Below are 26,300 nucleotides of genomic sequence, written 5' to 3'. Positions count from 1 at the left end.
CCCCTTGTCTGGAATTTTTTTAATTCATTCAGAAGCTTAAAACATAAGAAATTTTTGTGACCCTTCTCACATTTTCTCGCGTGCCACTAAAGGGTTATAGCATCGCTTTAAAGATGCATTTAAAATGCATCTTATATTATTGATGATGAGGTAACTGCTATGGCCTTCCGCGACCAACCACTCGGCGAGCTAGCGCTCTCCATCCCCCGCGCTTCTGCGCTGTTTCGTAAATACGACATGGATTACTGCTGCGGCGGTAAGCAAACGCTGGCGCGCGCGGCTTCGCGCAAAGAGCTGGATGTAGAGGTTATCGAAGCGGAGCTGGCAAAACTGGCCGAGCAGCCTGTCGAGAAAGACTGGCGCACGGTTGAGCTTGCAGCGATCATCGACCACATTATCGTGCGTTACCACGACCGTCACCGTGAACAGCTGCCTGAACTGATTTTACAGGCAACCAAAGTTGAACGTGTTCATGCCGACAAACCTTCTGTTCCGCGCGGCCTGGCGAAATACCTGACCCTGCTGCATGAAGAACTTTCCAGCCACATGATGAAAGAAGAGCAGATCCTCTTCCCGATGATTAAACAGGGAATGGGCAGCCAGGCGATGGGGCCAATCAGTGTGATGGAAAGCGAGCACGACGATGCAGGCGAACTGCTGGAAGTGATCAAACACACCACCAACAACGTCACACCGCCTCCAGAAGCCTGTACCACCTGGAAAGCGATGTACAACGGCATTAACGAAATGATCGACGACCTGATGGAGCACATCAGTCTTGAAAATAACGTTCTGTTCCCGCGTGCATTAGCGGGTGAATAAAAAAGGCCGCTGAGGCCTGATGCCCTCACCCCAACCCTCTCCCACAGGGAGAGGGTGCAAAAACCAAAAACGGCAACCGAAGTTGCCGTTTTGCTTTTACCTTACACCCGCCATTCGTTTCTTACCGATAAACAACCAGCCCAGCCCCAGTGCGATGAACCACAGCGGCGTAACAATCAGCGCCTGACGGGTATCATCTTCCAGCGTCAGCAGCACGATAACGAACGCGAAGAACGCCATGCACACCCAGCACATCACCTTGCCCAGCGGCATCTTGTAGATCGATTTTTCATGCAGGTGCGGACGCTGTTTGCGGTACACCAGGTATGAACACAGGATGATGGTCCAGACAAACATGAACAGGATCGCAGACACCGTGGTGATCATGGTGAACGCGCCAATCACGCTTGGGTTAATGTAGAGCATAACCACACCGCCCAGCAGACACATACAGGAGAAGGTCAGCCCTTTCGCCGGTACCGCACGCTTAGACAATTTCGCGAATGCGCTCGGCGCAACGCCTTCCTGCGCCAGGCCAAACAGCATACGGCTGGTAGAGAACACGCCGCTGTTTGCCGAAGAAGCCGCAGAAGTCAGCACCACGAAGTTAATCAGGCTTGCCGCAGCCGGCAGCCCCACCAGCACAAACAGCTCCACGAATGGGCTCTTGGTTGGCACAACAGAGCTCCACGGCGTGACCGACATGATGATGACCAGTGCAAACACGTAGAACATAATGATACGCACCGGAATGGAGTTGATGGCGCGTGGCAGGGATTTCTCCGGATCTTTAGTTTCCGCGGCGGTGGTGCCCACCAGCTCAATACCCACAAACGCAAACACCGCAATCTGGAAGCCGGCAAAGAACCCGCTCAGCCCTTTCGGGAACCAGCCACCGTCATTCCACAGGTGGGTAAAGGAAGCCTGAACACCCGTTGGCGACTGGAAGTGCGTGAGCACCATGACCAGCCCCACAATAATCAGTCCCACGATGGCGACGATTTTGATCATCGCAAACCAGAACTCCATTTCACCGAACATTTTCACGGTAGCCAGGTTGAGGCTCAGCAGCAGGACAATAACCGCCAGCGATGCCACCCAGTCAGAAAGGCCGGGGAACCAGAACTGGGCGTATGCAGTAATGGCAACTACGTCGGCCATCCCTGTGACAACCCAGCAGAACCAGTACGTCCAGCCTGTAAAATAACCTGCCCACGGCCCTAACAGGTCGGATGCGAAGTCGCTAAAGGATTTGTATTCGAGATTCGAGAGCAGCAATTCACCCATTGCGCGCATCACGAAAAAGAGCATAAAACCGATGATCATATAAACGAAGATGATCGACGGCCCGGCAAGACTGATGGTTTTGCCCGACCCCATAAACAGCCCGGTACCGATGGCACCCCCGATGGCAATAAGCTGAATATGACGGTTTGTGAGATTGCGCCGTAGCGACTGTTCAGACGGCGCTTCTTCTTCAGCGACGACTTTGACCTGATCTACCATGTGATATTTTCCTGTTTATGCCTGTCTGTGTTGTTAAGGCTCTTCTGGCCTTTAAATACGTCAAAAAATGACGTTCCCTATGTAAGGGCTAATCGATATTAGGTAAGAATCGGCGGGATGAATACTATGAATTGGATATTATGTTAATAATATGTTGAAAGTGAGTGTCATATCACTCATACAGCGCGAAACAGCTCACAAAAATACACGCAACAGTTTCATTTGCAAGATAAAATGTTGATTCCGTCGTAACTATAGGTTTTATCACTATTTTCCTCTCCCCAGGCGGAGAGAGGAAATAAGCAAAGCCGATTACAGGATTTCCAGCAGCTCGACTTCAAACACCAGGGTGCTGAATGGTGGGATGGACGCGCCAGCGCCACGCTCGCCGTAGGCCAGGTTTTGCGGGATAGTCAGTTCCCATTTGGAACCAACTGGCATCAGGGTCAGAGCTTCAATCCAGCCAGCGATTACGCCATTTACCGGGAACTCAGCCGGTTCGCCGCGGGCAACAGAGCTGTCAAACACAGTACCGTCGATAAGCTTACCGGTGTAATGCACACGGACGTGGTCAGTGCGAGCCGGGATTACGCCATCGCCCTGGTTGATCACACGGAACTGGAGGCCAGATTCGGTGCTGTTCACGCCTTCACGCTCGCGGTTCTCTTCCAGGAATTTAACACCTTCTGCTGCCATCTCTTCGAAACGCGAGCGACGTACGGCGTCAGCACGTTCGTGGATTTCGCGCAGCGCACGGTGCACAACATCTACAGGAACAGCAGGATGTTTGCCTTCCAGCGCGTCAGCGATACCCGCCACCAGCGCTTCCGGTAACAGTCCTTCCAGGCCGGATTCGCTCAGTTGCTGTCCTACCTGCAAGCCGATACCGTAGCTTGCCTGCGCTTCGATAGTGTCAAAAGTCGGGGTGGTCATGGGTTTTCCTTCCATCACATTTAAAGTAGCGGGCAGCATAACAGTCACACCCCATCGGGTAAAACTTTGTCTTAAGTTAAGATGACAAATTGCGGGGAAACAGAAACAATAGAGCCCGTCAGGATATTTCCTAAATATGTGTCACGGAAGCCGACTTTGTTACGCCCGTCAGGCAGTTAGCAAACTACACTTCTCAGGACAGGATAAAAAAGACGCGGAGCAGGAGGAAAGCCATGCCCGGGCGATTTGAACTGAAACCTACCCTGGCGAAAATCTGGCAAGCACCAGATAATTTTCGCATCATGGACCCGCTGCCGTCTTTGCATCGCAAAGGCATCATCATTGGGGCGCTGCTGGTCATTCTGGGCTTCCTGCTACCTTCTGGTGGCGATAACAGCGATACCGCGCCAGCCGCCCGCAATGCTCAGCTGGATATCCAGTCTCAGGCGCGGCCGCAGCCCGATCCTCAGCCAATGCAGACTCAGCTGGTCACCCCCTCTAACGATCCGGGCCAGGTTGCTCCCGTTGAGCCAGAGCCAGTACAGGACGAACAACCGCAGGATCAGGCATCTGCTCCTGAGCAACCCCAAGCCCAGACTCAGCAGCCGACAGGTATTGAGCAACAATGGCGTTCGTATCGTGTAGAGCCGGGTAAAACGCTTGCACAGCTGTTCCGTGACCATAACCTGCCGCCAACAGATGTCTATGCCATGGCACAGGTTGAAGGGGCGGGTAAACCGCTCAGCAATTTGCAGAATGGCCAGATGGTGCAGATCCGCCAGAATGCCAGCGGGGTCGTGACCGGGTTAACGATTGATACCGGGAATGGTCAGCAGGTGCTGTTTACGCGCCAGCCCGATGGCAGTTTTATCAGAGCACGTTAATTCACAGGCCGGGTAAGGCGAAACCGCACCCGGCCATGTTCGTCTCAGGCACTGCGCTTATTCACCCACCAAATCCCTGAGCAAACCAGCACCAGCGCCACCGCGTATTTGATATCCAGGATATTCTCACCAAGGAAAATCGCGGAAAGCACCGTCCCAGCCACCGGCACAACAAAGTTGAACGGTGCGATCATACTGACGCGGTTCACCTTCAATAACACGCTCCACAGCGCGAAGGCCACCGAGGAAAGCAACGTCAGATAGCCGAGCACCGCTAACGCCTTCAGGCTATGCACTTCCAGCGTACCGCCCGTTGCGTAGCCGCCAGCCACCAGTACCGCGCCACCGATAGCAAGCTGCCAGCCCGTCATTACTGTAGGATCGACCGTCTGGGAGATGCGTTTCCCGTATAGCGTAGCGGCAGAGAGAATAAAGGCCGCCAGCACCACGAAGCCGTCGCCATTCCAGACAAAGCGGAATTCACTTAACCCACTGTGGAAGTTCACGAGCATGACCCCGGCAAACCCCAAAATACAGCCCAATGTCTTGTTATAGCTGAGCTTGTCGTTGTGATAGATGAAATGCGCCAGCAACACGCTAAAGAAAGTGCCAGTGGCATTCATGATCGAGCCGTTGACGCCAGTCGTGTAGGCCAGCCCTATATAGAAGAAGGTGTACTGAATCGATGTCTGGGTCAGCCCAAGGAGGGTGAGCTGGCCGAACTGTTTTGTTGTCAGCCGGGCGATAGGCTTGCGCTGAGCCAGTGCGAACAGCAACAGGATCAGCCCCGCGAAAAGAAAACGGTATCCGGCAAAGACGACTTTTGACGGAACATCATCAGTCGCGATACTAAAGAGTTCATAACCACTTTTTATTGCCGGGTAAGAGCTTCCCCAGAGCAAACAGCACAGGGTGGCACAGGCATAAGCGACATTTTTACGGGCGAAAATCGGTACGGATAAGGGGGTGTCCATAGCAAATCCCAAAGATAAAATTGCGTTTCATTTTATTATCTGAGAATGCGACAGGAATAACTACCATACAAGAAGAAAAGAAGATTTCTGGAAGCCTAAAACGCAAAACGCCGGCACAAGGCCGGCGCTTCAACGTGAGCAGAGTAAAAAATTACTCAGCTACAACGCTAACAACCAGTTTAGCGAACACTTCGCTATGAACCTGGAAGTCAACTTCGTGCTCACCAGTGGTACGCAGAACGCCGTTCGGCAGACGAACTTCGCTCTTAGCCACTTTAACGCCAGCAGCAGTTACTGCATCAGCGATATCGCGGGTACCGATGGAACCGAACAGTTTACCTTCGTCGCCAGATTTGGAAGCGATGGTAACGGTGCCCAGTGCGTTGATTGACTCAGCGCGAGCGTTAGCAGCCGCCAGAACGTCAGCCAGTTTGGCTTCCAGTTCAGCGCGACGTGCTTCGAAAAACTCTACGTTTTTCTTGGTAGCTGGAACAGCTTTACCCTGTGGAACCAGGAAGTTACGAGCGTAGCCCGCTTTAACGTTTACCTGATCACCCAGGCTGCCCAGGTTTGCTACTTTATCAAGCAGAATAACTTGCATTACCTTATCCTCTTAAAGTCGTATTAATGGACCGTGCCCGATTACTGATGACGATCAGTGTACGGCAGCAGGGACAGGTAGCGAGCGCGTTTGATTGCGCGAGCCAGCTGGCGCTGGTATTTTGCACGAGTACCGGTGATACGGCTTGGGACAATCTTACCGCTTTCGGTGATGTAGTTTTTCAGCGTTGCGATATCTTTATAGTCGATCTCTTGAACGCCTTCCGCGGTGAAACGGCAGAACTTGCGACGACGGAAATAACGTGCCATATGGCTAGTCTCCAGAATCTATCAAATCAATCTGCTCGGCATGCAGAACCATTTTGCTCAGACCGTTCTTTGCCTTGTGGCAAGAAATGAACCCCTGAACGATTACTGCACTACCGACCGTTATACTGTGAGTAATGGCCTGGTTTTCGTGTCCGCTAATAATAACGGGCATTTGGCACCACGCCTGCCGGTGAAACCCGGCTTCCTCTTGCACAGAACGATGCTCAAGCACGAACTGGCAATGCGGAATTCCTGATGGACTGACCTTTCGAAGGGGGGTCCTGCACACAGTGCCTGACAACACCAGACGGTTGGTCATCAGAAATTACTCTTCAGAATCCCCAGCATCAGAATCATCTGCGGTTTCGTTTGCGAAATCATCGCGACGCTCACGGCGCTCGTCTTTCGCTTTAACCATCGGAGATGCTTCGGTAACTGCGTTTTTGGTACGCATAACCATGCTGCGGATAACGGCATCGTTGAAGCGGAAGGTAGTTTCCAGCTCATCGATCACTTCCTGCGGAGCTTCAACGTTCAGCAGAACGTAGTGTGCTTTGTGCAGTTTGTTGATCGGGTAAGCCAGCTGACGGCGGCCCCAGTCTTCCAGACGGTGGATCGACCTTCTGCACCAGTGATGGCAGCAGAGTAACGCTCGATCATACCCGGAACCTGTTCGCTCTGGTCAGGATGGACCATAAAAACGATTTCGTAATGACGCATCGAATTGCTCCTTACGGATTATTCAGCCTCCTGTCTGGGTCAGCCGAGGCCCGGGGAGGCAAGGAACGTGTTAAAGGTCGGCTGAAAAATTGACGCGTCATAATACTTGCGAGCTCCCAAAAACTCAAGCTGATTGCGCAAAAAATTCGCACAAAGCGCAAAGTCAGACTAAGTGGATGATTTAAAATTAATCACATCTGGAAGCGTTGTTTTTTTGAACAACAGCATCAGAAATGGTCACCAATCCCCTCCAGAGAAGCGATTACACTTTAATCAGAGTTCATCCAAAGGCAGAAGGAGATGTTTAAACCGTCACACAGCACGCAGTCGTGGAGCGCATATCATGAAAAAAATCGCAATCGCCGTACTGGCTGCGCTTTTGCTTAGTGCAAACGCGATGGCAGCCATCAAGATAGACGGCCGGCAGGCCAGAAACATGGATGATGTGCAAAGCTTAGGCGTAATCTACATCAATCATAATTTCGCCACTGAAAGTGAAGCAGATCAGGCAATTAATGAAGAAACCGATGCCCAGGGCGCAAAATACTATCACGTCATTCTGATGCGTGAGCCCGGCAGCAACGGCAACATGCACGCAAGTGCAGATATTTACCGATAACGCTTTAACGCTAGCACCAGGAAAGCCAACAAAGACAAGATAGCCATAGTTTGACTTGCCCCCTGCCCGGGGGCTTTTTTTTGCAGATGGCTCTGAAATACCACCGGTTACAACGATTTTGGTATTCCAGAGCGCATGTTTACTTCTGCCCGTAATAGGCATCCGGGCCATGCTTACGCATGTAGTGCTTGTTCATCAGATAATCATCAACGGCCTGAAGCTGTGGGTTAATACCGCGGGCAATCCACGCCATTCGCGCCACTTCTTCCATCACAACCGCGTTATGAACAGCATCATGGCCATCTTTTCCCCAGGCAAATGGGCCGTGCTGATAGACCACAATGCCAGGCGTATGCAATGGTTCGCGCTCACCGAGCGTTTCAATGATCACCTGCCCGGTGCTGAGCTCATACTGCCCTTCCACTTCCGCCTGAGTAAGCGCGCGCGTGCAAGGAATATCGCCGAAGAAATAGTCTGCATGGGTGGTGCCCAGCGCCGGAATGGCCAACCCTGCTTGTGCCCAGGCGGTAGCATGTGTTGAGTGGGTATGCACGATACCACCCAGCGACGGATATCGCTGATAAAGCGCCAGATGGGTAGCGGTATCCGATGACGGTCGCCATCTGCCCTCGACGACATTCCCTTCGAGATCAACGACCACCATATCGTCAGCTTTCATGGTGTCATACGCCACACCGCTTGGCTTAATCACCACAAGCCCCTGCTCACGATCGATAGCGCTGACGTTACCCCAGGTGAACGTCACCAGGCCATAACGCGGGAGATCCATATTGGCTTCAAAGACCTGCTGTTTAAGCTGCTTCATGCCCGGCCTCCAGTAATCCTGCCCGCACCATACGCTCGCGCACCCAGTCTCGGGCTTTTGCCACTTCACCAGCCGGATCGTCCGATGTTTCACTCCACATCTCAATCAGATAGGGTCCGCAATAGCCAGTCTGCTTGAGGGTCTGGAAGCACCGTTCGAAATCCACCCCCCCGGTGCCGAACGGAACATTTTTGAACACACCCGGACGTGTATCTTTGACATGTACCGCCACGATATGCCCCATCCCCGCCTGCAACTCCATCTGTACATCGTTATCCCACGCCGACAAGTTGCCGATATCGGGATAAAGCTGGAACCAGGGGTTATTCAGGTAGTGTGCGTAGCCCAGAGCCTTGCTGATGGAGTTCATCAGCGGATAGTCCATGATTTCCATCGCCAGCGTCACCTGCGCACGGCTGGCCATTTCGACGCTCTCTTTCAACCCGTCGCGGAAACGGCGGCGCGTTTCATCGTTGGCTTGCTGATAATAGACATCGTATCCGGCGAGCTGGATAACGCGGATCCCCACATCCTGGGCAAACTGAATAGCTTTACGCATGATGTCCAGGCCTTGAGCACGCACCGCATCGTCTTCACTTCCCAGTGGAAAACGACGGTGAGCGCTCAGGCACATAGAGGGTACACGCACGCCGGTTTCAGCCACTGCATTCACCAGCGCCAGACGCTGCTCGCGGCTCCAGTCCAGCCGGGAGAGACGCACGTCTGTTTCATCTACTGACATTTCGACAAAATCGAATCCCAACTGCTTTGCAAGCTGCAACCGTTCTGACCAGCACTCCCCCGCGGGGAGCGCCTTTTCATAAATGCCAAGCGGGACCTGTTTTGACAACATACCCACTCCTTAGCCCCACAGCTGAGCAATTGAGCGCTTGAATTGACGTGCGGCTTCCACCGGAGAGGCCGCATCGCGAATGCTACGACCGGCAATAAAGACATGGATTGGAATGCCTTTAAACAGCGGCAAATCTTCCAGCGCCAGGCCACCGGTCACGGTGACTTTGAAGCCCATATCCGCCAGACGCTTGATGGCACTGATATCCGCTTCGCCCCAGGCCACACCCGCCGCCTGCGCATCACGGCTGCGGTGATACACCACCTGCTGAATGCCCGCATCGCGCCACTCCTGCGCCTGCTCCCAGGTCCAGAAGCCGGTCAGTTCAATCTGCACGTCGCCGTTAAACTCTTTTGCGACGTCCAGCGCACCTTTGGCGGTGTTGATATCCGCACAGCAGATAACGGTGACCCAGTCTGCGTTGGCTTCAAAACACATGCGGGAGAGGATTTTTCCCGCATCGGCGATTTTCGCGTCCGCCAGTACGATTTTATGCGGATAGAGTGCTTTCAGGTCTCGAACCGCGCGAACGCCTTCACCCACGCACAGAATAGTGCCGACTTCGATGATATCCACCTCTTCCGCAATCAGGCGGGTGGTTTCATAAGCGTGAGACAACGTCTGGTTATCCAGCGCAACCTGCAACATTGGTAATGACATTTCAAATCCCTCTTAAACAGCCGCCGCAGTGGCGTTATCAATTAAATCCAGCACGTCCTGCGCGGTGCGGCAGGCGCGTAAACGGTCAAAATTGGCTTCATCATCAAACAGATTGACGATCTGCATGATGCCGACTTCCTGATGGGTGTTGGCATCAACGGCCGCCATGGTGATCAGAATGTCGACCGGGTCGTTATCTTCATGGTTGAACACCAGCGGCTCTTTTAATGTCACCAGCGCGAAACCTGTTTTTTTGACGCCCTCTTCCGGGCGGCCGTGCGGCATCGCCAGCCCTGGTGCAATGACGAAATACGGGCCGTGCTGCGCCACGCCATCAAGAATGGCCTGGTAATACCGCGGCTCGACAACGTCGGCCTTAACCAGCAGATCCACACTCAGCTTTACCGCTTCCTGCCAGGTACTGGCCTCTGCCTGTAAAAGGATGGAGTTATTGTCTGCCAGCGAATCACGTAGTTTCATGTGGCGTCCTTACTTCACGTCTTGCGGAAAGTGCGCGTTGATCACTTCCAGCAGCTTTGGACCAAAATCTGCGGGAGACAGCATATTGCGCACACCCACCACATGTTTATTGCCTGAAACAGTAATCTCCCCGGCAATATGGGTAGAGGCGATGATGATGTCCGCGCCGTTCAGTTCACTTTTGTATTCCCCCACCGCGCAGCTGTTTACCGTGTGGTCGATGTTTGACTGGGTTAAAAACTGGTCCACTTTCATCTTCATGATCATGGAGCTACCTTGCCCATTGCCACACACAGCCAGGATACGTACGGTCATAATCGAAACTCCTTAGTGAGCAGAAACTTCTGCTGTTTGTTTTTCCGCATCTTCTTCCGCCCGTAGCGAACGGCCAGCAAAGAACATATAAGCAAGGGCGATCAGGATGATGACGGCCATAAATACCAGCCCGACAGAGGCGAAGCCTTGCATCATCGGCGGTGCCAGAATTGACCAGTCCGCCATGCCCATCCAGGCACTCATCCCCGTGAGTTTGACCGCCCACACGCAGCCGAAGATTTCGATCATGCCCATCACCAGACAAATCTTGAGCGCCGCGCGCCAGCCGCCAAAGTGGTTAGCAAAGACGCCGATAGTGGCGTTGGAGAAGAACATCGGGATAAAGCCAGGAATGATGAGAATAGAAGAACCGCAGCCCACCAGAATGCCGACGGCAATCAGCTGACCGATGGTGCCCCACATAAAGCCCCAGACGACGGCATTTGGCGCGAAGCTATAGATAGCGGCGCAGTCAATCGCCAGTACAGCACCAGGGATCAGGCGTTGGGAGATACCGTTGAAGGCTTCTGATAGTTCAGCCACGAACATACGCACGCCCTGGGTGATGATGAAAATCGCCACCGCGAACGAGAAACCGGTTTGCAGGATGTAGACCGTCCAGTGCGTTTTGCCCGCCATCGCCTGGACGACGTCGATGCCGAAAGAGAGCAGGATCGCGCCGAAGAAAATGGTCATCACAATCGCGGTAGAGACGATGTTGTCATGGAAAATATTCAGCCAACCAGGCAGCTTAAGGTCTTCAACGCTCTCTTCTTTTTTCCCCAGGAATGGCGCGACTTTGTAGGCAATCCACGACGCGAACTGCTGCTGGTGACCAATTGAGAAACCACACCCATCGGTCACTTCTTGCGTTGGCTTGTACATCATATTGGAGGTGATCCCCCAATACAGCGAAACCAGAACCGCTGTGCAGATGATCGTTGTCCACATCGGATAACCGAAGATATAAAGGGATACGGCAATCAGCCCGGCCTGCTGGAACATGATATGGCCGGTCAGCATGATGGTGCGGATACCGGTTATACGCCGCAGCAGAACGTAGATAATGTTCAGCGCCAGCGCGAGCAGGACGGCGTACCCTACCCAGCTATACGCATCGCCCATACGATCGATCGTTGCCATCATTGACGCGTAAGTGTCAGAGATGGCGCCATTGATGCCATACACTTCCGACATTTTGGCGACCACGGGCTTAAAAGTGCCCGTTAAAATGCCAGACCCCGCCTGTAACAACATAAAACCGATAATGGTTTTAATGGTGCCTTTGATAATGACGCTCACGCTTTTGCGTAACAGGATATAGCCCAGACACGTCACGATCCCCAGCAAGAGCGGAGCATTGGTCATTACCTGGTTAAAGAAAACGGTAAAGACGCTGTAGAGGATTTCCATAACACTCTCCAGAAAGTTGGAGCACGAGGTCACCCTCATGCGGTTGGTGCCAACACTCTATTAATCACAAATAATCACCACAAGATTGAATCTGATTATTTGTGAGCCATCACGCAAATTATTTCCATATACTTAATATTGATTTTCATTACGATATTAAAATCATTAAATAATCATTAAAATTCATACAATTAATCACTTTAAGACATTCTATTTACCGTAACACCTTAAAACTTACCCGCCCCTTCCAGCGGCGTAAAAGTGAAAAAATGGCATTGCAATGCTGATTTAATGGTGACAACATAAATCACAACCAATCATAATGTGATTAAATTTGATTTAAATAGGGAGCATAACGATGAGTAAAGTGAACACCATCACCCGCGAATCATGGATTCTGAGCACCTTCCCGGAGTGGGGCAGTTGGCTGAACGAAGAGATTGAGCAAGAGCAGGTTGCACCGGGTACCTTTGCGATGTGGTGGCTTGGCTGTACCGGGATCTGGCTGAAATCAGAGGGTGGTGCGAATATTTGCGTGGATTTCTGGTGCGGAACAGGCAAACAGAGTCACGGCAATCCGCTGATGAAAAAAGGCCATCAGATGCAGCGTATGGCAGGGGTAGAAAAGCTTCAGCCAAACCTGCGTACCACACCTTTTGTGCTCGATCCGTTCGCTATTCGTCAGATTGATGCGGTTCTGTCTACCCACGATCACAACGATCATATCGACGTCAACGTGGCGGCAGCGGTGATGCAAAACTGTGCCGATGATGTCCCGTTCATTGGCCCGCAAACCTGCGTTGATTTATGGGTGGGCTGGGGTGTGCCGAAAGAGCGCTGCATCGTGATGAAACCAGGCGATGTGGTAAAAATCAAAGACGTTGAAATTCATGCGCTGGATGCCTTTGATCGTACCGCGTTAATTACGCTGCCAGCCGATCAAAAAGCAGCGGGTGTGCTGCCGGATGGCATGGACGAACGCGCGGTGAACTACCTGTTTAAAACCCCTGGCGGTTCCCTCTATCACAGCGGCGACTCCCACTACTCCAACTACTACGCGAAGCACGGCAACGAGCACCACATCGATGTCGCGCTGGGTTCCTACGGTGAAAACCCGCGCGGTATCACCGACAAAATGACCAGCGCCGATATGCTACGCATGGCGGAAGCGCTGAACACCAAAGTGGTGATCCCGTTCCACCACGATATCTGGTCAAACTTCCAGGCCGATCCCCAGGAAATCCGCGTACTGTGGGAGATGAAAAAAGACCGGCTGAAATACGGCTTCAAACCGTTCATCTGGCAGGTCGGTGGCAAGTTCACCTGGCCACTGGATAAAGACAATCTTGAATACCACTATCCGCGTGGCTTTGATGATTGCTTCACCATTGAGCCAGACCTGCCGTTTAAGTCGTTCCTGTAATTGTGGCGCCCCATCGCCAGACCTCTGTGTCTGGCGATGTTATATTTTGCTTAGTAATTTCAGGCTATTTCAAATATTATCTTTTAAAATCAATTCTTATCGGAATAGCTCATGACGGAAGCGCAACGGCATCAAATTTTACTGGAACTATTGGCGCAGACAGGTTTTGTCACCGTAGAACAAGTGATTGAACGCCTGGGCATTTCTCCGGCCACCGCACGCCGCGATATCAACAAGCTCGATGAAAACGGCAAGCTGAAAAAAGTCCGCAACGGTGCGGAAGCCATTAGTCAGCAGCGCCCGCGCTGGACGCCGATGAACATCCATCAGGCGCTGAACCACGATGAAAAAGTGCGCATCGCCAGAGCGGCTTCGCAGCTGGTGAATCCCGGCGAGAGCGTGGTGATCAACTGTGGCTCGACGGCGTTTCTGCTGGGGCGGGAGATGTGTGGAAAACCGGTGCAGATCATTACTAATTATCTGCCTCTGGCCAACTATCTTATCGACCAGGAGCACGAGAGCGTGGTGATCATGGGCGGTCAGTACAACAAGAGCCAGTCCATTACGCTAAGCCCGCAGGACAGCGAAAACAGCCTCTACGCCGGACACTGGATGTTTACCAGCGGCAAGGGCCTTACCGCTGAAGGCCTGTATAAAACCGATATGCTGACGGCGATGGCCGAACAAAACATGCTTAACGTGGTGGGCAAGCTTGTTGTGCTGGTCGACAGCAGCAAAGTAGGTGAGCGCGCCGGAATGCTGTTCAGCCGGGCAGAGCAGATAGACATGGTGATCACCGGGAAAAATGCCGATCCCGTGATCCTCCAGAAGCTGGAAGATCAGGGCGTCACAATCCTGCGCGTTTAAAGGTGTTTACGGAAAAACGCGACGGTGGCATCCAGCGCGGCTGGTGTGATGCGGTGCCGCACACCGGCTTCCCACTGACAGGTTAAATTCCCGTCCAGCGCTTCACTGTTGAGTGCCTGCTGCAAGCGGAAGGTTTCAACGGCAGGCACAATGTCGTCTGCTTCGCCGTGCCACAAGAATAACGGCCTGTTAGCCAGTTGTGGCAATGCATGGGTTACCTCCCATTTCGCCAGTGGCGCCATCACAGCCTCAACATCATCCTGCTGTCGTGGTGGAAACAGCGTCTGCGAGAGGGAAGTGAAATATCCGGATCCCATCAGGCAGGCCACAGATTTCACCTCTGGATGACGGGTCATGATCCCAAGAGCCGTCATTCCCCCCATTGATGCCCCTGCCACCGCCAGGCGGTTATCCGCCACCAGCCCCGCCTGGTGCAATGCATCGCGCAGCGCGGCGAACTCGGTAAGGCTGCCGTGAAGGATTTGCCAGAACTGCCCAAGACGGGCCTGTTCATCACCCGTATAACGTGCGCCGTGATCGGGGGCATCCGCCATTACCACACGAAAACCCGCCTGTGCCAGCGCGACTGCAAAGTAGCTGTAAACGAGCTTAGATGAAGTAAACCCATGATAAAAAACCACAACGGGCAACGGTTGCTGACCTTTCCCAGCCGGAAAAGCATGTAGAATTTCGTGGTCACCGAGTCGTTGTGTTTCAAGTTCTATCATTGTCGATCCTTTGCAATTGAATGATTCATAATGTTGAGAACTGGGTTACGCTTTCACGACATTTTCATTCGAAATTTACGCCCCAGATAACACTTCGGGAACATTCCCCCAAAACTAAATTTACAGACAACTACACTATGGCTATCAGGAAACGAGATATGGTTATGCGCAGGTTAGCTGCTTTATTGCTGGTGTCACTGCTCAGTGGCTGTAGCGCGCTGCAAGGCACGCCACAACCCGCTCCCCCGGTTGCCGATCACCCGCAGGAAATTCGTCGTAATCAGACGGAAGGATTACAACGAATGGGTACTGTTTCCGCGCTTGTTCGCGGCTCCCCGGATGATGCGCAAGCCGCAATAAAAGCACAGGCCGTCGCTGCAAAAGCAGATTATTACGTCATCATCATGGTTGATGAAACCATCATTACGGGACAGTGGTACTCACAGGCGATTTTGTACCGTAAATAATGGGCTTCATTTGAACGACATTTACACTGCTTTTCGTCCATAGACATTTTCCTGTCCACAATAAACTCCATGCCCGCAACAATGGAAGTGAGTTTATTCGCGAAGGATTGCCCGGCGGATACCGGAGACATGTGAAATGGAGCTGACGATGAAACGAACTCTTGCTTTGACCTCTCTGTTGCTCTCAGCAGGCCTTGTGAGCACGACTGCGCAGTCAGCTGAATTCGCCAGTGCTGATTGTGTTACTGGCCTCAATGAAATTGGCCAGATCTCCGTGAATAACATTTCGGGGAGCCCGCAAGACGTTGAACGTGTAGTTGCATTAAAAGCAGATGAACAGGGTGCTTCCTGGTATCGCATCATCCAGATGCAGGAAGATAACCATGTCGATCAGTGGCGGGTACAGGCCATTCTCTACGTGTAATACCTCCAGATAAAAGCCACTTATTTTTAGTGGCTTTTCGTTTTTGCAAATCTTTTATCATTTAATAAACCATTCAAAAACAATTAAATAACATTTTGTTACATTAAGAAGATAAATGTTATCTCTACCCTGCCGTTGAAGAGCCATACCTTTTCAATAATGAGCAATTTATGATCAGTTTTTTCCGCCGTGCGGGTCTGGGCACTAAGCTATCGCTGCTTACGGGCGTGAGTGTCGCTATTCTTTTCCTGTTTTTCACTTTTCTGCTTAGCCATAAAACCAGCCAGCAGCTTGAAGCCCTTGCAGTCGAAGACCTGCACAACCAGTCCACCGGCATGGTTGATATGGTTCAGATGTTTAACACCAGCCTGAGCGAAGAGGTCGAAAACTATACCCGGCTGTTCAGCACCTTTTTACCTCAGCCCCTCAATATTGATAACAGCCAGAGTCGCACAATCAATGGGATGAACGTCCCCCTGTTGAAAGGTGGCGAAACAGAGCTTCATGAAAATAATAGCCTTTCTGACGACTTCCTGAGCCGTACAGGCGCTATCTCAACCCTGTTTGTACGCAGCGGTAACGACTTTGTCCGCGTAGCCACCTCACTGCGCAAGGAGAACGGCGATCGGGCCATTGGCACCGTACTGGATACGGCAAGCCCGGCCTTTGCCGCCGTCAGCAAGGGGGAAGTGTATCGCGGCCTGGCATTGTTGTTTGGCAAACGTTACATCACCCAATATCAACCCGTTAAAAACAGCGATGGCCAGGTGATTGCCATCATGTTCGTCGGCGTGGATATCACCCACTCCTGGAACGTGATGCGCGAGAAAATCCTCAACCGCCGTCTGGGTGAGAGCGGCCATTTCTTTGTTCTGGATCGCAGCAGCGGAAAAACGCACGGGCAATTCCTGTTCCATTCCAGCGAAGAGGGCCAGTTACCTAAGTGGAGCAACGCAATCCAGCAGCAGTTGATGAGCGATAAATCCGGCACGCTGGAGCGCGAAAGCGATGATGGTCGCACCTTAAAAATGGCCTGGACGCCGATGCCTGGCTGGAACTGGACTATTGTGGGCGAAGTGGATAAATCGGTACTTCTCGCAAGCGTTACCACGTTACGTGACCGCTTCCTGGTGGCGGGCGTGGTGCTATCCGCGCTCTTCGCGGGTCTGTTTGTACTTATCATTCGCAGGTTGCTGACGAGGCCTCTGCGTGACGTTATCCACCTGGCGCGTCAATATGCCGCCGGTGACCTCCGCGCCAATCTGCCCGTCACCCGTCGTGATGAAGTGGGCCAGTTGATCACCGCCATTAACGGGATCGGCGCTGGATTACAAAAAATCGTCCTTCAGGTTCGTGAAGCCGCTGGCGAGATCCACGTGGGTACTAACGCACTGGCATCTGATAGCGGGGAGATCTCAGAGCAGATCAACAAACAGGCCAGCAGCGTGGAAGAGACTTCTGCCAGCATGGAGCAACTGGCCGCTACCGTGCAGCAAAATGCCGCCAACATGGAGCAAACACAGCAACTGGTGGGCGAAACCTCACAGGCCGTGCATCAGGGCGGCAAGACGGTCACCCACGCGGTAGCCACCATGGATGATATTCGCGACGCATCGAAACGTATCGAAGACATCACGCGTGTGATTGAGTCAATTGCATTTCAGACCAATATTCTGGCACTCAATGCGGCTGTTGAGGCGGCTCGCGCTGGGGAACATGGCAAAGGTTTCGCCGTGGTGGCGCAAGAAGTTCGCGCCCTGGCGGCACGTAGCGCCAATGCGGTGAAAGAGATTGAGCAGCTGATTGGCGACACGCTGAATAAAGTGAGCGAAGGCCATGCGCTGTCTGAACAGACGCGTCTGGCGATGGATGCCATCATCGTTCATATCGATAACATCAGCCAGCTGGTCACGGAGATTAACCACGCTTCCCACGAGCAATCGGCGGGGATACGTCAGGTTAACCTTGCCATGACGCACATTGGCGAGGCCTCGCATATCAACGCCGACCGCGTTTCACGCAGCGAGCAAACCGCACAAACTCTGCGTGAGAAAGGCTCACACCTCACCCAACTGGTCAGTCTGTTCCAGTTAAAAGATTAACCTACCCTGCCCGTGGCGCGCAGCAGCAGGTCATTTTGTACCTGTTCGCTCAGAAGTGACCCGCCACGGGTATCGAGCATCATGCGGCACCACGCCTGCGCGACCGGCGGCGATGCGTGCCGCAACATCTGACTTCCGGCCCCCAGCCAAAAGAGCTGTTGCGTGATCTCCCTGCCCTGCGCCTCCTGAGGTTTACGCAGTTTTTGCTGGAGCTGACGCCAGCTACGATCAAAATGCCGATCCTGCCCTTTTACCTGAGCAAAATCATCGGTGAGCAGCTCGAGTATGCCGGGCTGCTTTGTCAGTACGCGCAGAACATCCAGGCACATGATATTGCCCGAGCCTTCCCAGATGCTGTTCACCGGCATTTCCCGGTACAGGCGTGGGAGTTCACTCTCTTCGCAATAGCCAATACCGCCCAGCGCTTCCATCGCCTCTGCGACAAACGGGATACCGGCTTTGCACACGCCATATTTTGCCGCTGGGGTGAAAAGCCGTGCCCAGGCGGCCTCCTGTACGTCTTCCCGCAAATCCCAGGCACGTGCAAGGCGAAGAAGCAACGCGGTTTGCCCCTCAAGCACCAGCGCCATCCGGCTCAGTACATCGCGCATTAAAGGCTGATCGATAAGATTCTTACCAAATGTCTGTCGCTGATGGGCATGGTATAGCGCCACAGATAACGCCCGACGCATCAGGCCATGGCTGCCAAGCGCACAGTCGAGGCGCGTCATACCGCCCATTCTGAGGATTTGTCGAATTCCTTCGCCCTCCTCACCCAAAAGCCAGCCAGCGGCGTCAAGAAACTCTACTTCGCAGCTGGCGTTGGAACGGTTGCCCAGCTTATCTTTCAGCCGCTCCAGACGTACGGCGTTGCGCTGCCCGTCAGGTAAAAAGCGCGGAACAAAAAAGCAGGATAGTCCCCCTTTCGCCTGAGCCAGCACCAGGTGCGCGTCACTTTGTGGCACCGAGAAAAACCATTTGTGGCCCACCAGCCGGTAGCTCCCGTCACTGCTTTTTTCCGCTTTGGTGGTGTTGCTGAGCACATCCGAACCGCCCTGTTTTTCGGTCATCCCCATACCAATCAACACCCCACGCTTTTGTCCACCGGGCGCGAGATGCGGGTCATAGCGATCGCTGTGCAAAGGCGTGAGCCAGTCACGAAAAATTTTGGGCAGTGCCTGCTGAAGCAACGGCGTGGCGGCGAAGGTCATGGTCACGGGGCATAGCGTGCCCGCTTCAACCTGCGCATGGAGGATAAAGCGTGCCGCCCTGGCAACGAACGAGCCTTTGCGCGCGTCCTCTTCCCACGCCAGGTTATGAACCCGGTTGGCACATAGCCCCTGCATCAGTAAATGCCAGGCAGGGTGAAAACGCACATCATCCAGCCGTTCGCCCGTGGCGTCATAGCGCAGAAGTTCCGGCGGATTGACGTTCGCCAGCCTGCCAAGTTCCAGGGATTCCGCCGTACCCAACTGTTGGCCGATACTAGCGAGGAGGTCTATGTCCCACTCAGCCCCTTCGCGGTTTACCGCTTCACGCAATGCGCAATCCGAGAGGAAAAGATTGCTGTTGGAAAGCGGCGCAGGCTGATTAAAAACCGTGTGCGTTTGCCAGGTCATGTTGTGTCCCTCCTTCAGTGGCAATGAAGGTAAGTATGGACATCCTGGGCTAACGCTGCATGGGAGTGGGGTCACAGGCTGGCAATCCCACTGAAATCATTCGTGAAATAGCTCACATAACATAAGAATAAACTATTTCATGACCGATTATTTGTTGAATAATTTATTCCTACCTTTCCAGTGAGGCTCCTTATGCAACCTTCACACTTTGCGCCGGATGCGCACAAGCGCGCGTTAATTGCCGGCTCTATTGGTAATTTCATCGAATGGTATGAATTTGCGGTCTACGGTTTTCTGGCGACCGTGATTGCGAAGAATTTCTTCCAACTGGAAGGGGATGCGGGGCTGACTAGCCTGATCCTCACCTACGCCTCGTTTGCTATCGCCTTCTTCTTTCGCCCGCTGGGGGCGGTTGTGTTTGGCCGGATGGGTGACCGGATTGGCCGCAAACCCACGCTGATTATTGTCCTGGTGCTGATGACGCTCGCCACCGCCGCGATTGGCATTGTGCCGGTGTATGCGAGCATCGGGATTGCCGCACCGCTGATGATTACGTTGCTTCGCATATTGCAGGGGTTGTTCGCCGGCGGTGAATACGGTGGCGCTGTCTCTCTAATGACCGAGTTTGCGCCACGCGGCAAGCGTGGCCTGTACGGCGCATGGCAATCTTTCACCGTGGCGCTGGGGCTGCTGGCGGGCGCGGGTATTGTCGCCCTCCTCTCTGCGCTGCTTACCCCGGAAGCACTACACGACTGGGGCTGGCGCATTCCGTTCTTCCTGGCCCTGCCAATGGGCGTGGTTGCCCTCTGGCTGCGCGTCAGCATGGAAGAGACGCCAAGCTTCGTCCAGCAGCAAGAAAAGCCGGTTGTCGCTCAGGCTCACACGGCGGCGACGCTGAAAGCCATCGTGATGGGGATTGGCCGGGTAATGGTGTGGTCGGCGGCGGGATATACCTACCTGGTGATTATGCCCACCTATTTACAATCGGCGCTGCATACCGGGTTTAATCAGGCACTGTTGATTGCGGTGATTTCCAATATCGGCTTTGCGCTGACCATCATTCCATCGGGGATCCTGAGCGACCGGATCGGCCGACGTACCGTGATGCTCATTGCCACCGGGTTGCTTCTTATCCTCGCCTTGCCGCTGCTTAAAATCCTCCAGGCGGAGTCCAGCACGCTGGCAATAAAAGCAATAGTGGTGCTGGTTGCGGGCGGCCTGGTGGGAATGCTGGCAGGGCCAGGGCCTGCCATGCTCTCAGAGATGTTCCCGACCCGTGTGCGTTATACCGGGCTTGGGCTGGCCTATTCACTGTCGAACGCAATTTTCTCTGGCTGCGCGGGTTTGATTATCACCGGGCTGATTAAAGAGACAGGTAACCTGGATATTCCGGCGTATTACGTCATGGCAACGGCAGTGGTGAGTATTGTGGCACTGATGACGCTCAGGAAGGATGACCATTTGCGGTCTTTAGAGGAGTAATATTGTCACCGTCTGGTGCCCTCACCCCGGCCCTCTCCCACCGGGAGAGGGAGAAAACACAATAGGCCGTCCACCGGACGGCCTAGCTGTTTATTCTCCGCGCTGACGCACCGCTTCAAACAGGCAAATACCTGTTGCCACAGACACGTTCAGAGACGATACGCTGCCCGCCATCGGGATGCTGATCAGCTCATCACAGTGTTCGCGCGTCAGGCGACGCATCCCTTCACCTTCTGCACCCATCACCAGTGCCAGACGACCGGTCATTTTGCTCTGATACAGAGTATGGTCGGCTTCACCCGCGGTACCCACGATCCAGATGTTCTCTTCCTGAAGCAGACGCATGGTGCGTGCCAGGTTGGTAACACGGATCAGCGGAACGTTCTCTGCCGCGCCGCAGGCCACTTTCTTGGCCGTGGCGTTCAGCTGTGCTGAGCGATCTTTTGGCACGATAACCGCGTGCACACCGGCAGCATCAGCACTACGCAGACACGCGCCCAGGTTGTGCGGATCGGTAACGCCGTCCAGGATCAGGAAGAAAGGGTTATCCAGTTCGGCAATCAGATCCGGCAGATCGTTTTCCTGGTACTGACGGCCCGGCTTCACGCGCGCAATAATACCCTGGTGAACCGCGCCTTCGCTTTTCTCATCCAGGAACTGACGGTTCGCCAGCTGGATCACCACGCCCTGAGCTTCAAGCGCGTGGATAAGCGGCATCAGACGTTTATCTTCACGCCCTTTCAGAATAAAAACTTCCTGAAAACGCTCCGGCGCGCGCTCCAGCAGGGCTTGCACCGCGTGGATGCCGTAAATCATTTCACTCATTGATGGTTCTCATTATGACGATACTTTTCCCTCTCCCCGTGGGGAGAGGGTCAGGGTGAGGGGCGGAATTACTCCGCCTGCTTTTTCTTCGCCGCGCGCTTCGCTTTGGCGGCGGCGGCAATTTTCTGGGTCTTAGCGGAAGGTTTTTTCGCTGAACGAGCTTCTTTCTTCGCTGCCTTCGGCTTCTGTTTCTTCTCGCCACGGAAGGCGCTGTCCGGCTCAAAGTTTACCTTTTTACCGGCCTGACGGCGCTTGCCGTTCGGGTTACCGTTTCCGCCTTTTTTTGCTTTCTCACGCACGGTTTTGCCAACATTACGTGGGCCACGCTCGCTGGAAATCAGGCTGAAGTCGATTTTACGCTCGTCCATGTTAACGGCTTCGACTTTCACTTCCACGCGATCGCCCAGGCGATAAGTCTGGCCACCAGACTCGCCAATCAGACGCTGGCCGACCTGGTCAAAGCGGTAGTAGTCGTTATCCAGACTGGACACATGCACCAGACCATCGATAAACAGATCGTCGAGACGAACAAAGAAACCAAAGCCTGTCACGCTGGCAATCACGCCCTTGAAGACATTACCGACCTGATCCAGCATAAAGTCGCACTTCAGCCAGTCTGAAACTTCACGCGTGGCTTCATCAGCGCGGCGTTCGGTCATGGAGCAGTGCTGACCCAGTTGCAACATCTCTTCCATCGAGTAGTGATAACCACCCGTTTCCGTGGTGTTGCCCTTATGTCCTTGCTCTTGCGCCAGCAGATACTTAATCGCACGGTGCAAGGAGAGATCCGGGTAACGACGGATAGGCGACGTAAAGTGCGCATAAGACTGCAACGCCAGACCAAAGTGACCCCGGTTTTCTGGATCGTAAATTGCCTGCTTCATGGAACGCAGCAGCATGGTTTGCAGCATTTCATGGTCCGGGCGATCGCCGATGGACTCCAGCAGTTCAGCGTAATCACGCGGCTCCGGTTTGTTGCCGCCCGGCAGTTCAAGACCTAACTCGGCCAGAACAGTACGGAATGCGGTAATCGCTTCGGTGCTTGGTTTATCGTGGATACGGAACAGTGCCGGCTCTTTGGCTTTTTCAACGAAACGCGCCGCAGAGATGTTCGCCAGAATCATGCACTCTTCAATCAGCTTGTGCGCATCGTTACGCTGCGTCTGCTCAATACGCTCGATACGGCGTTCAGCGTTGAAGATAAACTTCGCCTCTTCGCTTTCGAACGAGATCCCGCCGCGCTCTTCACGCGCCTGATCCAGTGTTTTATACAGGTTGTGCAGCTCTTCGATATGTTTAACCAGCGGTGCGTATTGTTCACGCAGATCCTGATCGCCCTGAAGCATATGCCAGACCTTGGTATAGGTCAGACGCGCATGAGAGCTCATCACCGCTTCGTAGAACTTATAACCCGTTAAGCGGCCTTTGGTGGAGATGGTCATCTCACACACCATACACAGACGATCAACCTGCGGGTTCAGGGAGCACAGACCGTTAGACAGCACTTCCGGCAGCATCGGAACAACCTGAGACGGGAAGTAAACCGATGTACCACGGCTGCGGGCTTCATTATCCAGCGGGGTATGCGGGCGAACGTAATAGCTTACGTCGGCGATAGCCACCCACAAGCGCCAGCCGCCACCGCGTTTTTTCTCGCAGTACACGGCATCATCGAAGTCACGCGCATCTTCGCCATCAATCGTGACCAGCGGCAGGGAGCGCAGGTCCACTCGGCCTGCTTTTGACTCTTCCGGCACAACTTCTTTCAGGCCGACAATCTGCTCTTCAACGGCTTTTGGCCAAACGTACGGGATTTCATGGGTGCGCAGCGCCATATCGACCGCCATGCCCGTACCCATGTTATCGCCAAGTACTTCAACAATTTTACCGACCGCTTTGGTGCGACGAGTCGGGCGCTGGGTCAGTTCGACCACCACCACAAAGCCCATCCGCGCGCCCATTACCTCTTCCGGTGGGATCAGGATATCGAAACTGAGGCGGCTATCATCCGGCACCACAAAACCAACGCCTGCATCGGTAAAATAGCGGCCAACAATCTGGCTGGTCTTCGGCACAAGAATGCGCACAACGCGCGCTTCGCGACGGCCTTTACGGTCGGCACCCAGCGGCTGAGCAAGGATTTGATCGCCATGAATACACATTTTCATCTGTTCGGATGACAGGTACAGGTCATCTTTACGTCCTTCCACGCGCAGGAAGCCGTAGCCATCACGGTGACCAATGACGATCCCTTTCAGTAGATCAAGGCGTTCCGGCAGGGCGTAGCACTGGCGGCGGGTAAAGACCAACTGCCCATCGCGCTCCATGGCGCGCAGGCGGCGGCGAAGGGCTTCAATTTGCTCTTCACCTTCAATGTTTAATTCAGCGGCAAGTTCTTCACGATTGGCGGGTTTTTCGCGTTTTGTTAAGTGTTCAATGATGAACTCGCGGCTTGGGATTGGATTCGCGTATTTTTCGGCTTCGCGTTCCTGGAAAGGATCATGTGACATATCGGTTCCTCCGTTGTCAGCTCCGGTGGACATTTTCTTCATTCCACCAGCAATAATTTATAAAGCGGTTGATTCTCTTCAACCAAATCGGCCAGCGTGTAGTCATCCAGTTCCTTGAGAAAACTTTGCACGGCCTTAGAAAGTGCCTGTTTCAGACGGCAAGCGGGCGTAATGTGGCAGAACTCGCTGCTGCAATTCACCAGAGACAATGGCTCCAGTTCACGTACCACATCCCCAACCCGGATACTCTGCGCCGGTTTCCCAAGGCGGATCCCGCCATTCTTCCCGCGGACGGCAGCAACATATCCGGCACGACTAAGTTGATTGATTATTTTGACCATATGATTACGGGACACACCGTAGACCTCTGTCACTTCAGAGATACTGGTCATTTTCCCATCGGGTAACGACGCCATGTAAATCAGCGCGCGTAAGCCGTAATCGGTGAAACTTGTTAACTGCACATCAACCTCAGGAAAAAGGGAAAACGCGGTCAAACCGCAGAGATATTCATTAATGATGATAAACCAGCCAGATAGTTGGCGGCTAATTTATTTGACAGACGGGGCGAAAAAGCGGGGATCTAAGAGCGTTAGCCGGATGGCGCTACGCTTTATCTGACCTACGGGTTTCCCCGCAGGCCAGCAGCAACAAAGATTATGCGTCGAACGGGTCGCGCAGAATCATCGTTTCAGTACGATCCGGGCCGGTAGAAATAATATCAATCGGCACTTCGGTCAGTTCTTCAATACGCTTGATGTAATCCAGCGCTGCCTGTGGCAGGCCACTACGCTCTTTCACACCGAAGGTGGTTTCAGACCAGCCCGGCATGGTTTCGTAGATTGGCTCGATGCCTTCCCAGTCGTCAGCTGCCAGCGGAGTGGTAGTCACTTCGCGGCCATCTGGCATCCGGTAGCCCACACAGATTTTCACTTCTTTCAGGCCGTCCAGAACGTCCAGCTTAGTCAGGCAGAAGCCAGACAGGGAGTTGATCTGTACTGCGCGACGCACTGCAACCGCATCCAGCCAGCCGGTACGACGACGACGGCCAGTAGTGGCGCCAAACTCGTTACCCTGCTTGCACAGGAACTCGCCGATATCATCAAACAGCTCAGTCGGGAATGGACCTGCACCCACGCGAGTGGAGTATGCTTTGATGATGCCCAGTACGTAATCCACATAACGTGGACCCAGGCCAGAACCCGTCGCCACGCCACCTGCAGTGGTGTTAGAGGAGGTTACGTACGGATAGGTACCGTGGTCGATATCCAGCAGCGTACCCTGCGCACCTTCGAACATGACGAAATCGCCACGCTTGCGCGCCTGGTCCAGCAGATCGGACACATCAACAACCATACCGGTCAGGATGTCAGCAATCGCCATGACGTCATCCAGCACTTTCTGGTAGTCAACAGCGTCAGTTTTGTAGAAGTTCACCAGCTGGAAGTTGTGATATTCCATCACTTCTTTCAGTTTGTCAGCGAAGGTTGCTTTGTCGAAGAGGTCGCCTACGCGCAGACCGCGACGTGCAACTTTGTCTTCGTAAGCCGGCCCAATACCACGGCCAGTAGTGCCGATAGCTTTCGCGCCACGCGCTTTTTCACGCGCTACGTCCAGCGCCACATGATAATCCAGGATCAGCGGGCACGCTTCAGAGAGCAGCAGACGCTCACGAACAGGGATACCACGGTCTTCCAGACCTTTCATCTCTTTCATCAGCGCAGCTGGAGACAGCACAACGCCGTTACCGATGATGCTGGTGACGTTTTCGCGAAGAATACCTGATGGAATAAGATGGAGGACGGTTTTTTCACCGTTGATTACGAGAGTATGGCCTGCGTTGTGACCGCCCTGGTAGCGTACAACATATTTAGCCCGTTCAGTCAGAAGATCAACAATCTTCCCTTTACCTTCGTCACCCCATTGGGTGCCCAGTACGACGACGTTGTTACCCATTTTTTCAAAATCACCGTTTGCT

Annotated in this window: 27 protein-coding genes and 1 pseudogene; 9 read left to right on the top strand and 19 right to left on the bottom strand. The window is 53.4% G+C overall.

Annotated features, from left to right (window positions below; translation table 11 throughout):
* The first annotated feature begins 159 nt into the window (after window positions 1-159).
* Window positions 160-822, top strand: a complete 663-nt coding sequence (gene ytfE, locus ACT9TW_RS07420; RefSeq protein ID WP_446491992.1) for an iron-sulfur cluster repair protein YtfE — start codon at window positions 160-162, stop codon at window positions 820-822.
* A gap of 96 nt (window positions 823-918) precedes the next feature.
* On the opposite strand, the gene cycA is transcribed toward ytfE, so the two are convergent.
* Together cycA and fklB are read right to left on the bottom strand one after the other, a co-directional pair.
* Window positions 919-2,328 (bottom strand): D-serine/D-alanine/glycine transporter, encoded by a 1,410-nt coding sequence (cycA, locus tag ACT9TW_RS07415; protein ID WP_182063398.1) that lies wholly within the window; start codon window positions 2,326-2,328, stop codon window positions 919-921.
* A 312-nt stretch (window positions 2,329-2,640) separates the two neighbouring features.
* On the bottom strand, window positions 2,641-3,261 hold the full coding sequence (gene fklB, locus ACT9TW_RS07410) for an FKBP-type peptidyl-prolyl cis-trans isomerase (RefSeq protein WP_182063397.1): 621 nt from the start codon (window positions 3,259-3,261) through the stop codon (window positions 2,641-2,643).
* A gap of 233 nt (window positions 3,262-3,494) precedes the next feature.
* On the opposite strand from fklB, the gene ACT9TW_RS07405 reads away from it, so the two are divergent.
* Window positions 3,495-4,145, top strand: a complete 651-nt coding sequence (locus ACT9TW_RS07405; protein WP_182063396.1) for an OapA family protein — start codon at window positions 3,495-3,497, stop codon at window positions 4,143-4,145.
* A 44-nt stretch (window positions 4,146-4,189) separates the two neighbouring features.
* Here ACT9TW_RS07405 and ACT9TW_RS07400 read toward each other — a convergent pair whose 3' ends face one another.
* The 5 genes and pseudogenes from ACT9TW_RS07400 to rpsF all read right to left on the bottom strand — a co-directional run bounded on the left by ACT9TW_RS07400 (window position 4,190) and on the right by rpsF (window position 6,709).
* Complete coding sequence (locus ACT9TW_RS07400) at window positions 4,190-5,119, bottom strand: DMT family transporter (RefSeq protein ID WP_182063395.1); 930 nt, start codon at window positions 5,117-5,119, stop codon at window positions 4,190-4,192.
* Between the two features lie 151 nt (window positions 5,120-5,270).
* Window positions 5,271-5,720 carry a 50S ribosomal protein L9 gene (gene rplI / locus ACT9TW_RS07395; protein ID WP_182063394.1) on the bottom strand — a complete coding sequence of 150 codons (450 nt, stop codon included), beginning with the start codon at window positions 5,718-5,720 and terminating at the stop codon, window positions 5,271-5,273.
* 41 nt (window positions 5,721-5,761) lie between these two features.
* A complete protein-coding gene (gene rpsR, locus ACT9TW_RS07390) occupies window positions 5,762-5,989 on the bottom strand; it encodes a 30S ribosomal protein S18 (protein WP_000135199.1) in 228 nt (75 codons plus the stop codon).
* A gap of 4 nt (window positions 5,990-5,993) precedes the next feature.
* A complete protein-coding gene (priB, locus tag ACT9TW_RS07385) occupies window positions 5,994-6,308 on the bottom strand; it encodes a primosomal replication protein N (RefSeq protein WP_014068638.1) in 315 nt (104 codons plus the stop codon).
* A gap of 6 nt (window positions 6,309-6,314) precedes the next feature.
* A pseudogene (rpsF, locus tag ACT9TW_RS07380) lies at window positions 6,315-6,709 on the bottom strand (30S ribosomal protein S6).
* Between the two features lie 343 nt (window positions 6,710-7,052).
* Between rpsF and yjfY the strand changes: the two are divergent.
* Complete coding sequence (yjfY, locus tag ACT9TW_RS07375; RefSeq protein WP_182063392.1) at window positions 7,053-7,328, top strand: DUF1471 family protein YjfY; 276 nt, start codon at window positions 7,053-7,055, stop codon at window positions 7,326-7,328.
* 139 nt (window positions 7,329-7,467) lie between these two features.
* On the opposite strand, the gene ACT9TW_RS07370 is transcribed toward yjfY, so the two are convergent.
* Genes ACT9TW_RS07370 through ulaA form a run of 6 tightly spaced genes read right to left on the bottom strand, consistent with a single transcriptional unit; the run spans window position 7,468 to window position 11,875 of the window.
* A complete protein-coding gene (locus ACT9TW_RS07370; RefSeq protein WP_446491991.1) occupies window positions 7,468-8,154 on the bottom strand; it encodes an L-ribulose-5-phosphate 4-epimerase in 687 nt (228 codons plus the stop codon).
* Window positions 8,141-9,007 carry an L-ribulose-5-phosphate 3-epimerase gene (locus ACT9TW_RS07365; RefSeq protein WP_446491990.1) on the bottom strand — a complete coding sequence of 289 codons (867 nt, stop codon included), beginning with the start codon at window positions 9,005-9,007 and terminating at the stop codon, window positions 8,141-8,143. The genes ACT9TW_RS07370 and ACT9TW_RS07365 overlap by 14 nt, the downstream gene beginning before the upstream one ends.
* A gap of 9 nt (window positions 9,008-9,016) precedes the next feature.
* Window positions 9,017-9,667 carry a 3-keto-L-gulonate-6-phosphate decarboxylase UlaD gene (gene ulaD, locus ACT9TW_RS07360; RefSeq protein ID WP_008502901.1) on the bottom strand — a complete coding sequence of 217 codons (651 nt, stop codon included), beginning with the start codon at window positions 9,665-9,667 and terminating at the stop codon, window positions 9,017-9,019.
* 12 nt (window positions 9,668-9,679) lie between these two features.
* The gene (gene ulaC / locus ACT9TW_RS07355; protein WP_436354191.1) at window positions 9,680-10,147 is read right to left on the bottom strand and encodes a PTS ascorbate transporter subunit IIA; all 468 of its coding nucleotides are present in this window, start codon (window positions 10,145-10,147) and stop codon (window positions 9,680-9,682) included.
* A 9-nt stretch (window positions 10,148-10,156) separates the two neighbouring features.
* On the bottom strand, window positions 10,157-10,462 hold the full coding sequence (ulaB, locus tag ACT9TW_RS07350; protein WP_182063388.1) for a PTS ascorbate transporter subunit IIB: 306 nt from the start codon (window positions 10,460-10,462) through the stop codon (window positions 10,157-10,159).
* Window positions 10,463-10,474: 12 nt separating this feature from the next.
* A complete protein-coding gene (gene ulaA, locus ACT9TW_RS07345; protein ID WP_182063387.1) occupies window positions 10,475-11,875 on the bottom strand; it encodes a PTS ascorbate transporter subunit IIC in 1,401 nt (466 codons plus the stop codon).
* Window positions 11,876-12,233: 358 nt separating this feature from the next.
* On the opposite strand from ulaA, the gene ulaG reads away from it, so the two are divergent.
* Window positions 12,234-13,298: an L-ascorbate 6-phosphate lactonase gene (gene ulaG, locus ACT9TW_RS07340; protein ID WP_182063386.1), complete on the top strand. Its 1,065-nt coding sequence runs from the start codon at window positions 12,234-12,236 to the stop codon at window positions 13,296-13,298.
* A 111-nt stretch (window positions 13,299-13,409) separates the two neighbouring features.
* Window positions 13,410-14,165: an HTH-type transcriptional regulator UlaR gene (gene ulaR, locus ACT9TW_RS07335; RefSeq protein ID WP_182063385.1), complete on the top strand. Its 756-nt coding sequence runs from the start codon at window positions 13,410-13,412 to the stop codon at window positions 14,163-14,165.
* Here ulaR and yjfP read toward each other — a convergent pair.
* A complete protein-coding gene (yjfP, locus tag ACT9TW_RS07330; protein ID WP_446491989.1) occupies window positions 14,162-14,893 on the bottom strand; it encodes an esterase in 732 nt (243 codons plus the stop codon). The two genes, ulaR and yjfP, sit on opposite strands and share 4 nt — an antisense overlap.
* 137 nt (window positions 14,894-15,030) lie before the next feature.
* Here yjfP and bsmA point away from each other — a divergent pair, with 137 nt between their 5' ends.
* The 3 genes from bsmA (at window position 15,031) to ACT9TW_RS07315 (ending at window position 17,886) form a co-directional block, all read left to right on the top strand.
* A complete protein-coding gene (gene bsmA / locus ACT9TW_RS07325; RefSeq protein WP_182063383.1) occupies window positions 15,031-15,360 on the top strand; it encodes a biofilm peroxide resistance protein BsmA in 330 nt (109 codons plus the stop codon).
* 136 nt (window positions 15,361-15,496) lie between these two features.
* Window positions 15,497-15,784 carry a DUF1471 family protease activator YjfN gene (gene yjfN, locus ACT9TW_RS07320; protein ID WP_014068625.1) on the top strand — a complete coding sequence of 96 codons (288 nt, stop codon included), beginning with the start codon at window positions 15,497-15,499 and terminating at the stop codon, window positions 15,782-15,784.
* 170 nt (window positions 15,785-15,954) lie between these two features.
* On the top strand, window positions 15,955-17,886 hold the full coding sequence (locus ACT9TW_RS07315) for a methyl-accepting chemotaxis protein (RefSeq protein WP_446491988.1): 1,932 nt from the start codon (window positions 15,955-15,957) through the stop codon (window positions 17,884-17,886).
* On the opposite strand, the gene ACT9TW_RS07310 is transcribed toward ACT9TW_RS07315, so the two are convergent.
* Window positions 17,883-19,505, bottom strand: a complete 1,623-nt coding sequence (locus ACT9TW_RS07310) for an isovaleryl-CoA dehydrogenase (RefSeq protein WP_182063381.1) — start codon at window positions 19,503-19,505, stop codon at window positions 17,883-17,885. The two genes, ACT9TW_RS07315 and ACT9TW_RS07310, sit on opposite strands and share 4 nt — an antisense overlap.
* A 192-nt stretch (window positions 19,506-19,697) precedes the next feature.
* On the opposite strand from ACT9TW_RS07310, the gene ACT9TW_RS07305 reads away from it, so the two are divergent.
* A complete protein-coding gene (locus ACT9TW_RS07305) occupies window positions 19,698-20,987 on the top strand; it encodes an MFS transporter (RefSeq protein WP_446491987.1) in 1,290 nt (429 codons plus the stop codon).
* 90 nt (window positions 20,988-21,077) lie between these two features.
* Here the strand turns inward: ACT9TW_RS07305 and rlmB are convergent, their stop codons facing one another.
* From rlmB to ACT9TW_RS07285, 4 genes are all read right to left on the bottom strand, one after another.
* A complete protein-coding gene (rlmB, locus tag ACT9TW_RS07300) occupies window positions 21,078-21,812 on the bottom strand; it encodes a 23S rRNA (guanosine(2251)-2'-O)-methyltransferase RlmB (RefSeq protein ID WP_010427468.1) in 735 nt (244 codons plus the stop codon).
* Between the two features lie 68 nt (window positions 21,813-21,880).
* On the bottom strand, window positions 21,881-24,322 hold the full coding sequence (gene rnr, locus ACT9TW_RS07295; RefSeq protein ID WP_315687648.1) for a ribonuclease R: 2,442 nt from the start codon (window positions 24,320-24,322) through the stop codon (window positions 21,881-21,883).
* A 38-nt stretch (window positions 24,323-24,360) separates the two neighbouring features.
* Window positions 24,361-24,786, bottom strand: a complete 426-nt coding sequence (gene nsrR, locus ACT9TW_RS07290) for a nitric oxide-sensing transcriptional repressor NsrR (protein WP_182063378.1) — start codon at window positions 24,784-24,786, stop codon at window positions 24,361-24,363.
* A 193-nt stretch (window positions 24,787-24,979) separates the two neighbouring features.
* The gene (locus tag ACT9TW_RS07285; protein ID WP_182063377.1) at window positions 24,980-26,278 is read right to left on the bottom strand and encodes an adenylosuccinate synthase; all 1,299 of its coding nucleotides are present in this window, start codon (window positions 26,276-26,278) and stop codon (window positions 24,980-24,982) included.
* Window positions 26,279-26,300: the final 22 nt, after the last annotated feature.

The sequence above is a fragment of the Enterobacter sp. C4G1 genome (genome assembly GCF_052886895.1).
The sequence above is the reverse complement of the archived record's forward strand: the minus strand, read 5'-3'. Positions and strand labels throughout refer to the sequence as shown.